This window comes from Mycobacterium sp. PTI7 (assembly GCF_056679845.1).
Genome location: NZ_CM155252.1, coordinates 5,008,975 through 5,023,823, shown reverse-complemented (window position 1 = coordinate 5,023,823; position 14,849 = coordinate 5,008,975). Strand labels below are relative to the sequence as shown.

At 70.1% G+C, this 14,849-nt stretch carries 13 protein-coding genes and 1 tRNA gene; 10 read left to right on the top strand and 4 right to left on the bottom strand.

Annotated elements, in window-relative coordinates:
* The first annotated feature begins 3 nt into the window (after positions 1-3).
* Complete coding sequence (locus AC1MEY_RS24310; RefSeq protein WP_480227920.1) at positions 4-819, top strand: thioesterase family protein; 816 nt, start codon at positions 4-6, stop codon at positions 817-819.
* On the opposite strand, the gene AC1MEY_RS24305 is transcribed toward AC1MEY_RS24310, so the two are convergent.
* Positions 816-1,319: a pyridoxamine 5'-phosphate oxidase family protein gene (locus AC1MEY_RS24305; RefSeq protein ID WP_480227919.1), complete on the bottom strand. Its 504-nt coding sequence runs from the start codon at positions 1,317-1,319 to the stop codon at positions 816-818. The two genes, AC1MEY_RS24310 and AC1MEY_RS24305, sit on opposite strands and share 4 nt — an antisense overlap.
* Before the next feature lie 91 nt (positions 1,320-1,410).
* Positions 1,411-1,863, bottom strand: coding sequence for an STAS domain-containing protein (locus AC1MEY_RS24300; protein ID WP_480227918.1), 453 nt, complete (start codon positions 1,861-1,863; stop codon positions 1,411-1,413).
* A gap of 266 nt (positions 1,864-2,129) precedes the next feature.
* Here AC1MEY_RS24300 and AC1MEY_RS24295 point away from each other — a divergent pair, with 266 nt between their 5' ends.
* Both AC1MEY_RS24295 and AC1MEY_RS24290 read left to right on the top strand, forming a co-directional pair.
* The gene (locus AC1MEY_RS24295) at positions 2,130-3,581 is read left to right on the top strand and encodes a neutral zinc metallopeptidase (protein ID WP_480227917.1); all 1,452 of its coding nucleotides are present in this window, start codon (positions 2,130-2,132) and stop codon (positions 3,579-3,581) included.
* 112 nt (positions 3,582-3,693) lie between these two features.
* Complete coding sequence (locus AC1MEY_RS24290; RefSeq protein ID WP_480227916.1) at positions 3,694-3,861, top strand: hypothetical protein; 168 nt, start codon at positions 3,694-3,696, stop codon at positions 3,859-3,861.
* 415 nt (positions 3,862-4,276) lie between these two features.
* Here AC1MEY_RS24290 and AC1MEY_RS24285 read toward each other — a convergent pair.
* Positions 4,277-4,359 (bottom strand) — tRNA-Leu (locus AC1MEY_RS24285).
* Between the two features lie 214 nt (positions 4,360-4,573).
* Between AC1MEY_RS24285 and AC1MEY_RS24280 the strand changes: the two genes are divergently transcribed.
* The 7 genes from AC1MEY_RS24280 (at position 4,574) to pknB (ending at position 14,172) form a co-directional block, all read left to right on the top strand.
* Positions 4,574-6,076, top strand: a complete 1,503-nt coding sequence (locus tag AC1MEY_RS24280) for a DUF3662 and FHA domain-containing protein (RefSeq protein ID WP_480227915.1) — start codon at positions 4,574-4,576, stop codon at positions 6,074-6,076.
* A 136-nt stretch (positions 6,077-6,212) separates the two neighbouring features.
* Positions 6,213-6,677, top strand: coding sequence for an FHA domain-containing protein FhaB/FipA (locus AC1MEY_RS24275; RefSeq protein WP_480227914.1), 465 nt, complete (start codon positions 6,213-6,215; stop codon positions 6,675-6,677).
* Positions 6,674-8,137, top strand: a complete 1,464-nt coding sequence (locus tag AC1MEY_RS24270; protein WP_480227913.1) for a PP2C family protein-serine/threonine phosphatase — start codon at positions 6,674-6,676, stop codon at positions 8,135-8,137. Before AC1MEY_RS24275 ends, AC1MEY_RS24270 begins: the two co-directional genes overlap by 4 nt.
* Entirely contained in the window at positions 8,134-9,540 is a 1,407-nt protein-coding gene (locus AC1MEY_RS24265) for an FtsW/RodA/SpoVE family cell cycle protein (protein ID WP_480227912.1), read from the top strand. The genes AC1MEY_RS24270 and AC1MEY_RS24265 overlap by 4 nt, the downstream gene beginning before the upstream one ends.
* Positions 9,537-11,012, top strand: coding sequence for a D,D-transpeptidase PbpA (gene pbpA, locus AC1MEY_RS24260; RefSeq protein ID WP_480227911.1), 1,476 nt, complete (start codon positions 9,537-9,539; stop codon positions 11,010-11,012). Before AC1MEY_RS24265 ends, pbpA begins: the two co-directional genes overlap by 4 nt.
* Positions 11,009-12,295 carry a protein kinase domain-containing protein gene (locus AC1MEY_RS24255; protein ID WP_480227910.1) on the top strand — a complete coding sequence of 429 codons (1,287 nt, stop codon included), beginning with the start codon at positions 11,009-11,011 and terminating at the stop codon, positions 12,293-12,295. Before pbpA ends, AC1MEY_RS24255 begins: the two co-directional genes overlap by 4 nt.
* The gene (gene pknB, locus AC1MEY_RS24250) at positions 12,292-14,172 is read left to right on the top strand and encodes a Stk1 family PASTA domain-containing Ser/Thr kinase (RefSeq protein WP_480227909.1); all 1,881 of its coding nucleotides are present in this window, start codon (positions 12,292-12,294) and stop codon (positions 14,170-14,172) included. Before AC1MEY_RS24255 ends, pknB begins: the two co-directional genes overlap by 4 nt.
* On the opposite strand, the gene AC1MEY_RS24245 is transcribed toward pknB, so the two are convergent.
* Positions 14,150-14,815 (bottom strand): aminodeoxychorismate/anthranilate synthase component II, encoded by a 666-nt coding sequence (locus AC1MEY_RS24245; protein ID WP_480227908.1) that lies wholly within the window; start codon positions 14,813-14,815, stop codon positions 14,150-14,152. The two genes, pknB and AC1MEY_RS24245, sit on opposite strands and share 23 nt — an antisense overlap.
* Between the last annotated feature and the right edge of the window lie 34 nt (positions 14,816-14,849).

Below are 14,849 nucleotides of genomic sequence, written 5' to 3'. Positions count from 1 at the left end.
GCGATGACGACACCTCCCGCCCAGGCGTACTTCGTCCCCGACGGCGATGCCTTCGTGCCCACCGCGATGGCGAAGGGGCCGTGGGGCTCCTCGATCAGCGGCAACTTCGTCGGCGGCATGCTCGGCCGTGCCGCCGAACGCGCCGTCGACCCCGGCCTGCAGCCGGCCAGGCTCACCGTCGACCTGTTGCGGCCCGTGGCGATGGCTCCGATCCTGTTGCGCACGAACGTGGTTCGCGAGGGCCGCCGACTCGTGCTGGTCGACGTCGCACTGAGCCAGGACGATGTCGTGGTCTCCCGCGCGAGCGCCCTGTTCCTCCGCCGGGGCGACCAGCCGCCCGGTGCGGTGTGGACCGCGCCCGTCGCGATGCCGCCCGCCCCGCCCGAGACCGTCGACGCTCCGGAGGGGACGTCGATGATGGTGTGGGCGTACGGCAAGGACCCCGATGCCGCCGGCCGGAGCTTCGACCTGACCCAGTGGCAGCACGACGGTCCGAAATCGGTCTGGCTGCGCGACCTCGGTCCGCTGGTCGAGGGCGAACACACGACGCCGTTCGTCCGCGCCGCGATGGCGGGCGACGTCGCGAGTTCCCTCACCCACTTCGGCACCGACGGCCTGCACTACATCAACGCCGACTACACCCTGACGCTCAGCCGGCTGCCCGTCGGATCCGACGTCGGCCTGATGGCCCTGTCGCACACCAGCGACGACGGCGTCGGCACGGGGACGGCGGCGATGTTCGACCGCGGCGGGCTGATCGGCTCGGCGACCGCCACCGCACTGGCGAACCCCGGCTTCACGCCGCGGGCGACGGGCTAGCCGAGGTACTGCGCGGTGGTGCCGCCGACCGGCATCTCGGGCATGCCGAGCTTGCGGTGATCCCAGCTGCGCAACCGCGACGGCACCACGCGAACGGCGATGCGGTTGTTCATCATCTGGTCGACGAACGGCTTCATCTCGTCGGTGTACGGGCCGGTGTAGCGCTCCCAGACGCTGACGCCGACGCGGTGCAGCAGATCCGGGTCGTCGTCCACGATCTCGGCGGTGCCGTCGATGGAGACGCCGCGCAGGGTGTCGTAGGTCAGACCGTCCTCGATCATCACGGTGACGGTGGGATCGCGCCGGAGGTTGACCGCCTTCTGCGACTTCGCCTTCGTCTCGAACCAGATCTCGCCGTCGAGCACGGCGTACCACATGGCGACCAGGTGCGGCCGTCCTCCGGGCGACAGCGTCGCCATGGTGGCCGTGCGGCTGCGATCGATGAACTCGACGATCTCGTCGTCGGACATGACGATCTTCGAGCGTTCGTTTCTACCCACGGTCCATCCTTACCAGGAGACCGCGGCTGCGACCATCACCGGGATGCCGCCGCGCACGACCCGGTGCTGCGCGGCCGTCCTGCGGGAGAAGTCAGGCGATCCGGCCGAGCAGCGGCAGCAGCACCCGCTGGCGGGCGCAGGACACGTCGGCGAAGTAGCGCAGCGCCTCCGGCACCGAGCGGGCGACGGCGCACGCGTTCTCGTCGACGCCGAGCGCGACGGTGACCTCGTCGGACGCCACCAGCGCGAACTCGACACCCACCGCCTCGCACGCGGTGCGCACCTCGTCGGCCAGCGCGCCGCAGCGGGAGTCGACCCCGTCGACGCCGCCCAGGTCCAGGACGACGCTGTCGTCGAGGACGTGGCGGAGCACGCGGGCGGCAACCCGGTCGACGTTGGCGGCGGTGATGGATCCACTGACGGTCACCACGGTCGCCAGGCGGCGGCTGTAGGCGCGGATGACCGCGCCGTCGAACTCCTGGGCCGGGTTGCCGTCGCGGAAGGAGCGGATCGCGGTCACGGTCTGAGTGGTCGTGTGAGCCATCTCGGGTCCCTCCGTCGTGGTGTGTTGACCTCAACGTATGCCGCAAATCTAAGGCGACGGACGCGGTGCTCTAATGGATTGTTGAGAAAGGGTTTTCGCCCGATCTCGGAATCGCCGGCAATCCCGACCCGAATGTTTGACGCGCGACGGGCTGGGTATACCCGACGGCCTTCGAGCGCGCCGTCGTCGATCGCGGCCCTCCCCCCGACGCTGGTACGGGTTAATCTCGGAAAAGCACCGCGCCCGCCTCACCAGATCGTCAGGACATGAATCGACCCTCTCACGTGGTGGCAGCGCTGGTTGCCGTCTGCTCGATCCTCCTCATGGCGGGCTGCTCGACGGTCACGGAGGGCCGTGCGGTGTCCACGCTGTACGACCCGTTCCGGGCCGGCGGCCTGCCCGCCCAGGACGGTCCGAGCGGCGTGCGGGACGACTCCCCCGCCCCGACCGGCCAGGTCGAGGGCAGTGACGGCGGGGACATCGACAAGCTCGCCCTGCTGTCGGTCAACGACATCACCGACTTCTGGCAGCAGAACTACGCGGCGTCGCTCGGCGGCCAGTTCGTCCCGATCGAGACGCTGCGGTCCTACGACTCGGAGGATCCGTCCAGCCCCGCGGTCTGCGGCGCCGACACCTACGGCGAGCCCAACGCCTTCTACTGCCCGAGCCGCAACACGATGGCGTGGGATCGCAGCGTCATGGTGCCGATCGGCCGGCAGTTCTTCGGCGACGTGTCGATCGCGGCGCTCATGGCACATGAGTACGGCCACGCCATCCAGCAGATGGCGGGACTGGCCGACGACGACACCCCCGTCATCGTCATGGAGCAGCAGGCCGACTGCTTCGCCGGCACCTACATCCGGTGGGTCGCCGAGGGCAATTCGCCGCGTTTCGACCTGAGCACCGGCGACGGCCTCAATCACGTTCTGGCAGCTGCGGTTACGCTCCGCGACCCCATCCTGCGGCCCGGCGACGACGCACTGCTCGAGGAGGGTCACGGCACCGCGCTGGACCGGGTGAGCGCCTTCCAGATCGGCTTCGTCGCCGGCGCATCGGAGTGCACCACCATCGACATGGGCGAGATCGAGCAGCGCCGCGGCGACCTGCCGATGGCGCTGCCCACCGACGAGTACGGCGAGGTGCAGGCCGGCGAGGTGGCGCTCGACGAGGGCACCCTGAGCCTGCTGATGGACGTCCTCGGCCAGGTGTACGAGCCCGCCGAGCCGCCGACGCTGTCCTTCGACCCGGTCGCCTGTGCCGACGCGCAGCCGAGTCCGCCGGCGTCCTACTGCCCGTCGACCAACACGATCTCGGTCGACCTGGGCGCGATGCAACAGCTCGGTGCGGCAGCCGACGAGTCGAATTACGTTCTGCTGCAGGGCGACAACACGGCGCTGTCGGTGCTGACGTCGCGGTACGCCCTCGCCGTGCAGCACGAACGCGGCGACGCCCTGGACACGCCCGTCGCGGCGCTGCGCACGGCGTGCCTCACCGGCGTCGCACAGGCCGCCATGGCCGACACCGTCACGCTGCCGAGTGGCCAGAGCCTGGCGCTCACCGCGGGCGACCTCGACGAGGCCGTCGCCGGCCTGCTGACCAACGGCCTCGCGGCGAGCAACGTCGACAGCCAGACCGTGCCCGCGGGGTTCACCCGGATCGTCGCCTACCGCTCGGGCCTCCTCGGTGACCGCGACCTCTGCTACGCGCGCTTCCGGTAGTCCATTACTGCCACGCTCCGCTCAATCACTGCCAACGGAAATTCTTTCCCTGACCTGCCGGTTATGCCCATCAGAACGCTCACCTAGAGCGAATGAGGGAAAGAGGAAGACCATGAAGAAGTTCGGATTCGCCAGCACCATCGCCGCAGGTTTCGCCGCCGCCATGTTCGCTCTGGCAGCCCCGGCCTCCGCCGGCATCGACCACCACACCTGGATCAACGACATCCAGCAGCAGGCCACCGTCGGCTCCGCCCAGTCCACCGTGGGCAACGGCCGCTAAGCACCAGCTTGATAGGAGGGGCATCCGCTACGGCGGGTGCCCCTCCTTCGTATTTGGGGTGTTGCGCCGAACCGGAGAGTCACGTCGCTGCGCGGGCGCGATCGCGACAGTGGCTTCCGTCTCGGCGAGGGCCTGTCGCGAGATAGCGCTCACGGCTGTCAGGTGGCCCGCGTAGCGACCGTCAGCGCTATCTCGCGCGGCGCGCCCGCCCCTGGCCCGTCGCGAGAGTTGCGTTCTGTAGACGCCCACTCGCACATCCCCGCCACAACGCGACTCTCACGCGAGACTGCCGCCACGGCCGTGAGCGAGGCCGCATCGCGACCCTCGCCGCAGTCTCAACGCATCCGCAGAACCCCGGAAAACACGAAGGCCGCGAACCCCGGAGGATTCGCGGCCGTCGCGCTCGAACTCATTGTGGGCGAAGGGGGACTTGAACCCCCACGTCCCGAAGGACACTGGCACCTGAAGCCAGCGCGTCTGCCATTCCGCCACTCGCCCCAACAACCGGGAAAGGCTATCACGCACCGGCGCTCCTCCCCCAACCGCGCCGATCAGCCTGGCCGTAAGCCGCTGACCAGCCGCGATCGGATTCTCAGAGTTCTGGTGGTCACGCCGACAGGGCCTCGGCCGATACCATGCCCTCAAGAGATCCGCTCCGCGACACGCGGGGCGGTGCGAACCGGCGAGACGACGAAGCGAGGTGTGCAGGGCGATGGGTCTGGTGGGCCGCTTCGAACGCAAACTCGAGTCGAGTGTCGGCGACGCGTTCGCCAGGGTCTTCGGCGGGTCGATCGTCCCGCAGGAGGTCGAGGTGATGCTTCAGCGCGAGGCCGACGCCAAGACCAGGGAACTCGGCGGTCGCCACATTTTGGCACCGAACGAGTACGTCATTACCCTCAGTGTGCCCGACCATCAGAAGGTGAGCGCCGACCCCGACCTCACGTCGACCAGTTTTGCCAGACACCTGGAGGGATACATCCATGACCAAGGGTGGCAAACGTATGGTGAGGTGGTCGTCAGATTCGAACCATCACCGACCCTGCACACAGGCCAGTTTCGCGTCCGCGGAGCGGTCAACCCCGATACTCGTTCTGACCCGGCGGGCGCATCCGCCCCTGCCACACCAGACCGCGAGCACACCGCAGAACCAGGAGTTGCATCGATGACTGACAACCCGACGTACCGCGGCGGCGGCCAGGGCCAGGGCGGCCAGGGCCAGCAGCCCGGCGACGAGTACTACGACTACGGCCGCGGCCAGGGCGACGATCCCCGCCGCCCGCAGCCCCCCGAGGGCGGCTATCCGCCTCCTCCCCCCGGCGCACCCGGTTACCCGCCGGCGCAGGGCGGCTACAACCAGGGCGGCTACCCCGAGCAGGGTGGCTACCAGGACCAGGGCGGCTACTCCGACGGGGGCTACGCGCCGCCGTCGTACGAGCAGCGTCCCCCGGCCGGCGGCTACGACCAGCCCCAGGGCGGCTACAACCCCGGCGGCCAGGGCTACCCGCCCGCGCAGGGCGGCGGCTACAACCAGGGCGGCTACGCGCCTCCGAGCGCCCCTCCCGGCCCGCCCGCCGGTGACTACGACTACGGCCGTCAGGGCGCCCCGCAGCGCCACGACGACTACGGTCGCCCCGAGTCGCGTCCGTCCTACCCCGACCAGGGTGGCTACGGCGACCAGGGCGGCTACCCCGACCAGGGCGGCTACCCGGAGCAGGGCGGCTACGGCGATCAGGGTGGCTACGGCCAGAACTATGGCGGCCAGCCGCAAGGCGGCTACGGCGCCCCCGCGGGCTACGACTACGGCCAGCCGCCCGCCCAGCAGGGCTACGGCGACCAGGGCTACGGCGCGCAGGGCGGTTACGGCGACGCCGGCTACGGCCAGCAGGCCGGATACGGCGGCGGCTACGGCGCAGGCGCGGGTGTGGCCGGCGCGAACGTCACGCTGCAGCTCGACGACGGCAGTGGCCGCACCTACCAGCTCCGCGAGGGCGCCAACGTGATCGGACGCGGCCAGGACGCACAGTTCCGGCTCCCCGACACCGGCGTCTCGCGTCGCCACCTCGAGATCCGCTGGGACGGCCAGGTCGCCCTGCTGTCGGACCTCAACTCCACCAACGGCACCACGGTGAACAACGCCCCGGTGCAGGAGTGGCAGCTGGCCGACGGCGACGTGATCCGACTCGGCCACTCCGAGATCATCGTTCGCGTCCACTAGTCGCAGAGGACTCGAACGGGTCACGGCCTCGGCGCAGCCTCTTCACGCCGGTCGACGTCCAAGTATCGTGACGTTGCCTGCGGGTTGGTCGGCGGGTCGGAGAGCTACATCGGGACGGTGACGGAGAGGACGTCGGATGCAGGGGTTGGTTCTGCAGCTGACGCGTGTCGGTTTCCTGTTGCTGCTGTGGCTCTTCATCTGGTCTGTGCTCAGGGTTCTGCGCACCGACATCTACGCGCCCACCGGCGCGGTGATGGTGAAGCGCGGCCTGGCCCTGCGCGGCACGCTGCTGCCGAACCGGCAGCGGAACGTCGTGCGGCAGCTGGTGGTCACGGAGGGCGCGCTGGCCGGCACCCGCATCACGCTCGGCACGCAGCCGGTGCTGATCGGCCGGGCCGACGACTCGACGCTGGTGCTCACCGACGACTACGCGTCGACACGGCACGCCAGGCTGTCGCAGCGGGGGTCGGAATGGTACGTCGAAGACCTAGGATCGACCAACGGCACATACCTTGACAGGGCGAAGGTGACTACGGCGGTAAGGGTTCCGATGGGGACGCCGGTACGGGTCGGCAAGACGGTAATCGAGCTGCGCCCGTGACCCTCGTACTCCGCTACGCGGCGCGCAGCGACCGCGGTCTGGTCCGCGCCAACAACGAGGACTCCGTGTACGCCGGTGCGCGCCTGCTGGCGCTCGCCGACGGCATGGGTGGCCACGCCGCGGGTGAGGTGGCCTCGCAGCTGGTGATCGCCGCGCTCGCCCACCTCGACGACGACGAGCCCGGCGGCGATCTGCTGAGCAAGCTCAACGACGCGGTGCACGAGGGCAACTCGGCGATCGCGGCGCACGTGGAGTCCGACCCCGAACTCGAGGGCATGGGCACCACGCTCACGGCGATCCTGTTCGCGGGCAACCGGCTTGGGCTCTGCCACGTCGGCGACTCGCGCGGCTACCTGCTCCGCGACGGCGAACTCAACCAGATCACCAAGGACGACACGTTCGTCCAGACGCTGGTCGACGAGGGACGAATCACCGCCGAGGAGGCGCACAGCCATCCGCAGCGGTCGCTGATCATGCGGGCGCTCACCGGCCACGAGGTCGAGCCCACCCTCACCGTCCGCGAGGCCAAGCCCGGCGACCGCTACCTGCTGTGCTCCGACGGGCTGTCCGACCCCGTCAGCAAGGAAACCATCGCCGAGGCGCTGCAGATGGAGGACGTGGCCCAAAGCGCGGACCGTCTCATCGAATTGGCGCTGCGCGGCGGCGGACCGGACAACGTGACCGTGGTGGTCGCCGACGTCGTCGACTACGACTACGGCCAGACCCAGCCGATCCTCGCCGGCGCGGTCTCCGGCGACGACGACCAGACGGCGCCACCCAACACCGCGGCGGGACGCGCGGCGGCGTTCAACCCGAAACGTACGGCCGCGGCGGCGAAGCGGCCGGCGATCGAGCCGGAGCCGCCGCCCAAGAAGCGGTCGCGCCGCATGATGCTCATCGCCGCCGTCGTCCTGGTCCTGCTGCTCGGCGCCGGACTCTTCGTGGGCCGCACGATCATTCGTGACAACTACTACGTCGCCGAACACGACGGTGCGGTGTACGTCCTGCGCGGCGTGCAGGGATCGCTGCTGGGCATGCCGCTGCAGGAGCCGTTCCTGGTGGCCTGCCTCGATGACCGCGGCGACCTGAAGATCATCGGCGCCGGGGACGACCGCGGCGGCTGCCAGACGCTCAAGATCGGCGACCTGCGCGAGTCCGAGCGCGCCCAGGTCAGCGCGGGGCTGCCCACCGGATCCGTCGACGACGCCATCCGCCAGCTGCGCGATCTGGGGACCGACTCGCTGCTCCCGATCTGCGCGGCCGCCGCGCCCGTCGCCACCAGCACCTCGCCGCCGCCCCCGACGAGCGGGACGCCCACCACCACGCCGTCGCGCGGACCGCTGCCCGGCCCGGCCCCGGAAACGCCGACCACCGTCACCTCGCCCGCGCCGTCGCCCACCGTGACGGCCCTGCCCCCACCCCCGCAGGAGCCGGGCACCAACTGCCGGGCTGCGTCATGACCACCGCGCCGCAGGCGGCCGTCACCGTTGCTCCGCCGATGCCCACCCGGCGCAACGCCGAACTGCTGCTGCTGTGCTTCGCCGGCGTCATCACCATGGTGGCGCTGCTGATCGTCGAGGCCAACCAGGAACAGGGCCTCAGCTGGGATCTGCTGCAGTACCTCGTCGGGTACGTCGGGCTGTTCGCCGGCGCGCACCTGGCGATCCGCCGGTTCGCCCCGTACGCCGACCCGCTGCTGCTGCCGGTCGTCGCGCTGCTCAACGGCCTCGGCCTGGTGATGATCCACCGGCTCGACCTCTCGGTCGCCCCCGGCGCCGACCGCGGCCCGAGCGCCAACCAGCAGATGCTGTGGACGCTGCTCGGGGTCGTCGCCTTCGCGCTGGTGATCGCCTTCCTGACCGACCACCGGATGCTCACCCGCTACGGCTACGTGTTCGGCCTCACGGGCCTGGTGCTGCTCGTCATCCCCGCGGTGCTGCCGCGGTCGATGTCCGAGCAGAACGGCGCGAAGATCTGGATTCGCCTGCCGGGCTTCTCGATTCAGCCCGCCGAGTTCTCCAAGATCCTGCTGCTGATCTTCTTCGCCTCGGTGCTGGTGTCCAAGCGCAGCCTGTTCACCAGCGCGGGCAAGCACGTCCTCGGCATGAACCTGCCCCGCCCGCGCGACCTCGCCCCGCTATTGGTCGCGTGGATCGCCTCGGTGGGCGTCATGGTGTTCGAGAAGGACCTCGGCACGTCGCTGCTCCTCTACGCCTCGTTCCTGGTGCTGGTCTACGTCGCGACCGAGAAGATCAGCTGGGTGCTGCTGGGCCTGGGGCTGTTCGCCGTGGGCAGCGTGGTGGCGTTCCACCTGTTCGGACACGTCCGGGTGCGCGTGCAGACCTGGCTGGACCCGTTCGCCGATCCCGACGGCGCCGGCTACCAGATGGTGCAGTCGCTGTTCAGCTTCGCCACCGGCGGCATCTTCGGCACCGGACTGGGCAACGGCCAGCCCGGCACCGTCCCCGCCGCGTCGACCGACTTCATCATCGCCGCGGTCGGCGAGGAGCTCGGCCTGGTCGGCTTCGCGGGCGTCCTCATGCTCTACACGATCGTGATCATCCGCGGCCTGCGCACGGCCATCGCCGTGCGGGACAGCTTCGGCAAGCTGCTCGCCGCGGGCCTCGCGTCGACGCTCGCGATCCAGCTGTTCATCGTCGTCGGCGGCGTGACCAAGCTGATCCCGCTCACCGGGCTCACCACCCCGTGGATGTCGTACGGCGGCTCGTCGCTGCTCGCCAACTACGTGCTGCTGGCGATCCTCGTCCGCATCTCGCACTCCGCGCGCCGCCCGATCGACACCAAGGCCGCGCCCCCGGCGCCGATCGCCTCCGCCGGCACGGAGGTGATCTCGAAGGTATGAACACCTCCCTGCGCCGCATCTCCGTGACGATCATGGTGCTGATCGTGCTGCTGCTCGGAAACGCCACCCTCACACAGGTATTCACCGCCGACGGGTTGCGGTCGGACCCGCGCAACCAGCGCGTGCTGCTCGACGAGTACTCCCGCCAGCGCGGCCAGATCACCGCGGGCGGGCAGCTGCTCGCCTACTCCGTGGCCACCGACGGCCGGCTGCGGTTCCTGCGCGTCTACCCGAACCCCATGGCGTACGCGCCGGTGACGGGCTTCTACTCGCTGCAGTACTCCAGCACCGGCCTCGAGCGCGCCGAGGGCAGCGTCCTCAACGGCTCCGACGAGCGGCTGTTCGGCCGGCGTCTCGCCGACTTCTTCACCGGCCGCGACCCCCGCGGCGGCAACGTCGGCACCACCCTGATCCCCGAGGTCCAGGAAGCCGCGTGGGACGCGATGTCCACCGGCTGCAACGGACCGTGCAAGGGTTCGGTGGTGGCGCTGGAACCGTCGACCGGCAAGATCCTGGCGATGGTGTCCGCACCGTCGTACGACCCCAACCTGCTGGCCAGCCACGACGGCGACGAGCAGTCGGCGGCCTGGGAGCGGCTCCGCGACGACCCCGAGTCGCCGCTGGTGAACCGCGCGATCTCCGAGACGTACCCGCCCGGGTCGACGTTCAAGGTGATCACCACCGCCGCCGCCCTGCAGGCCGGCGCGAACCCCAACACGCAGGTGACCGCGGCGTCGCGGATCCCGCTGCCGGACAGCACGGCATCGCTGGAGAACTACGGCGGCTCGTCCTGCGGCAACGGCGCCACCACCACCCTGCGCGAGGCGTTCGCGCGGTCGTGCAACACGGCGTTCGTGCAGCTGGGCATCGACACCGGCGCCGACAAGCTGCGCGACACCGCGAAGGCCTTCGGGATCGACTCGGCCCCCGAGCCGATCCCGCTCCAAGTGGTGCCATCCACCCTCGGTCCCATGGGCGACGGCGCCGCCGTGGGCATGTCCAGCATCGGGCAGAAGGACGTCGCACTCACGCCGCTGCAGAACGCGATGGTGGCCGCCACCATCGCCAACGGCGGCGTCGAGATGAACCCCCATCTGGTAGCTGATCTCAAGGGCCCCGACCTGGCCAACATCAGCACCACCGCCCCGAGCGAGGCGCGCAGAGCCGTGTCCTCGCAGGTCGCAACTACACTTACGGAACTGATGATTGGCGCCGAACAGGTGACTCAGCAGAAGGGAGCCATCCCCGGCGTGCAGATCGCTTCCAAGACGGGGACGGCCGAGCACGGCTCCGATCCGCGCAACACACCGCCCCATGCCTGGTACATCGCCTTTGCGCCGGCCAAGGCGCCCAAGGTGGCCGTCGCGGTCCTCGTGGAGAATGGTGGTGACCGACTGTCCGCCACCGGCGGGGCACTGGCCGCCCCGATCGGCCGGGCAACCATCGCCGCCGCACTGCGGGAGGGCTCGTGAGTGCACGCGTCGGAGTGACGCTGTCCGACCGCTACCGGTTGCAGCGACTCATCGCCACGGGCGGTATGGGCCAGGTCTGGGAGGGGCTCGACAGCCGCCTCGGCCGCCAGGTCGCCATCAAGGTGCTCAAGGCCGAGTACTCGACGGACCCCGAGTTCGTCGAGCGCTTCCGCGCCGAGGCCCGCACCGTCGCCATGCTGAACCACCCGGGCATCGCCAGCGTCTACGACTACGGCGAAACCGAACTCGACGGTGACGGACGCACCGCGTACCTGGTCATGGAGCTCGTCAACGGCGAGCCGCTCAACGCGGTGATCAAGCGCGCGGGCCGGCTCTCGCTGCGCCATTCGCTGGACATGCTGGAGCAGACCGGCCGGGCGCTGCAGGTCGCGCACACCGCGGGCCTCGTGCACCGCGACGTCAAGCCCGGCAACATCCTGATCACCCCTACCGGGCAGGTGAAGCTCACCGACTTCGGCATCGCGAAGGCCGTCGACGCCGCCCCGGTGACGCAGACCGGCATGGTGATGGGCACCGCCCAGTACATCGCGCCCGAGCAGGCACTCGGCCACGATGCGACCGCCGCGAGTGACGTGTACTCCCTGGGAGTCGTTGGCTACGAATCGGTTTCGGGTCGACGCCCGTTCACCGGCGAGGGCGCGCTGACCGTTGCGATGAAGCACATCAAGGAGCAGCCGGCGCCGCTGCCCGCCGATCTGCCGCCCAACGTCCGCGAACTCATCGAGATCACGCTCGCCAAGGAACCGGGTCTGCGGTACCGCACCGGTGGCGCGTTCGCCGACGCCGTCGCCGCCGTCCGCGCGGGCCGCCGCCCACCCCGCCCGAACCAGGCGCCGGTCATCGGCCGCGCCGCACCCGCCGCCATCCCGTCGGTGACCCAGGCCCGCTCGGCCGCGGACTTCGCTAGCAGGCCGGTCACCCAGGCCAGGCCCCGGCCCACCGCGGGCACCCACCGGCCGCCGGTCGCGCCGCGCCGCACGTTCTCGTCGGGGCAGCGCGCGCTGCTGTGGGCCGCCGGCGTCCTCGGCGCCCTGGCGATCGTGATCGCGATCCTCATCGTGCTCAACGCCCAGGACCGCAAGGACACCCAACTTCCGCCGCCCACGATCACCAACACGACGATCGTCACGCCCCCACCCTCGCCGTCGGCGATGCCGGTACCGGGCGGTCCGGACGTGGCCGATCCGAGTGACGACGACGTCGCCGGGGTATTAGAGATGGCGGCGCACCTCGGCGCCCCACACGAGCAGACGTTGAGATGACTACCCCCCAGCACCTGTCCGACCGCTACGAACTCGGTGAGATCCTCGGGTTCGGCGGCATGTCCGAGGTCCACATCGCCCGCGACGTCCGGCTCCACCGGGACGTGGCGGTCAAGGTGCTGCGCGCAGACCTGGCCCGCGACCCCAGCTTCTACCTCCGCTTCCGGCGTGAGGCGCAGAACGCCGCGGCGCTGAACCACCCGGCGATCGTCGCCGTGTACGACACGGGGGAGGCCGAGACCTCCACCGGGCCGCTGCCCTACATCGTCATGGAGTATGTCGACGGCGTCACGCTGCGCGACATCGTGCACGCGGACGGCCCGATGGAGCCCCGGCGCGCGATCGAGATCATCGCCGACGCCTGCCAGGCGCTGAACTTCAGCCACCAGCACGGCATCGTGCACCGCGACGTCAAGCCCGCCAACATCATGATCAGCAAGTCCGGCGCCGTGAAGGTCATGGACTTCGGCATCGCCCGCGCGCTGGCCGATGCGGGCAACAGCGTCACCCAGACCGCCGCCGTCATCGGCACCGCCCAGTACCTGTCACCCGAGCAGGCCCGCGGCGAAAAGGTCGACGCCCGCTCCGACGTCTACTCGCTGGGCTGCGTGCTCTACGAGCTGCTCACCGGTGAACCGCCCTTCGTGGGCGACTCCCCGGTGGCGGTGGCCTACCAACACGTCCGCGAGGATCCGATCCCGCCGTCGCAGCGCCACGCCGGCATCAGCCCCGAACTCGACGCCGTCGTGCTCAAGGCGCTCACCAAGAATCCGGACAACCGCTATCAGACGGCCGCCGAGATGCGCGCCGACCTGATCCGCGTGCACAGCGGCGAGGCGCCCGAGGCGCCGAAGGTGTTCACCGACGCCGAACGCACGTCGATGCTGTCGGCGACGCCGCCCGGCGGCCGCAACGCGCCCACCGAGCACATCCCGGCCCACCGGCCGAGCTACCGGGACTCCGAGCGGAACAAGTCGGTGCGACGCTGGCTCGCCGTGGTCGCGGTGCTCGCCGTGCTGACCGTCGTGGTGACCGTCGCGATCAACATGGTCGGCGGCAGCCCCCGCGACCAGCAGGTGCCGGACGTGAAGGGGCAGTCCGCCGAGGACGCCACGGCCGCGCTGCAGAACCGCGGCTTCGAGACCCGCGTCGAGAACAACTCCGACTCCCGGGTGCCGCCGAACCGCGTCATCGACACCGAGCCGGAGGCCGGCACCGCCGTCGCCGCCGGTGACCTGATCACGATCAACGTGTCGTCCGGACCGCGCCAGCAGCAGGTCCCCGACGTCACCACCATGACGCCGCAGCAGGCGATCGACGCGTTGCGCGCCGCCGGCTTCGGGACCGTGCGGACGTCGAACTCCGCGTCGCTGCCCGAGCAGCGCGACCGCGTCATCCTCACCAACCCGCCCGCCAACTCGACCTCGGCGATCACCAACGAGATCACCGTCGTCGTCGGCACCGGGCCGGACCAGAAGCTCGTACCCGATTGCAACTCACTGAGTTTCGAGGACTGCGACGGTCTGCTCAAGCGCACCGGATTCCAGCAGACGTTCCGCGTCGACGTGGACAGCACCCGTCCGGTCAACCAGGTGCTGGGCACCAATCCCGCGGCAGGACAGAACCTTCCGCTGGACACGCTGATCCAGATCCAGGTGTCGCGCGGCAACCAGTTCGTGATGCCGAACCTGCGCGGTCAGTTCTGGGTGGATGCCGAACCGCTGCTGCGCAATTCGTACAACTGGACCGGTGAGCTGATCAAGCTGCCGAACGCCCAGAACAGCGGCGTGCCGAGCAACGGGATCGTGGATCAGAGCCCGGCGACGGGGACACCGTTGAAGTACGGCGACCCGATCACGCTGAGCTTCGCGCAGTAGCCGCCCGAACGGTATCGGCGACCTCCTGCTCGAGCTGAGCCACCAGCGCCTCGGCAGGCGGCTCGCCGCACATCGTCAGCCAGTTGGCCAGCATCCGGTGCCCGCCCTCGGTGAGGATCGACTCCGGGTGGAATTGCACGCCGTGGATGGGCAGCGACTCGTGCTGGACGCCCATGATGACGCCGCCGTCGGTCTTGGCCGTGACCACCAGTGCGCCGGGCAGCGTCTCGGGCAGGATCGTCAACGAGTGGTACCGCGTCGCCGTGAACGGATCCGGCAGACCCCTGAGCACCCCGAGGTCGTCGTGGTGCACGGTGCTGGTCTTGCCGTGCAGCAGCTCCGGCGCGCGGTCGACGGTGCCGCCGAACGCGACGCCGATCGCCTGGTGGCCGAGGCACACGCCCAGCAGGGGCGTCGAGGTCGCGGCACAGGCCTGGACGAGGCCGATCGAGGCCCCCGCGCGCTCGGGGGTACCGGGGCCGGGGCTCAGCAGGATGCCGTCGAAACCCGCCGCGATGGCGTCCGGATCTCCGAGACGCTCGTCGTCGTTGCGCCACACCTCGGCGTCCACCCCCAGCTGACCGAGGTACTGGACGAGGTTGAACACGAAGCTGTCGTAGTTGTCGACGACGAGGACCTGCATCACCCCAGGTTACCGCCCTGCCGAACGTGGGTTA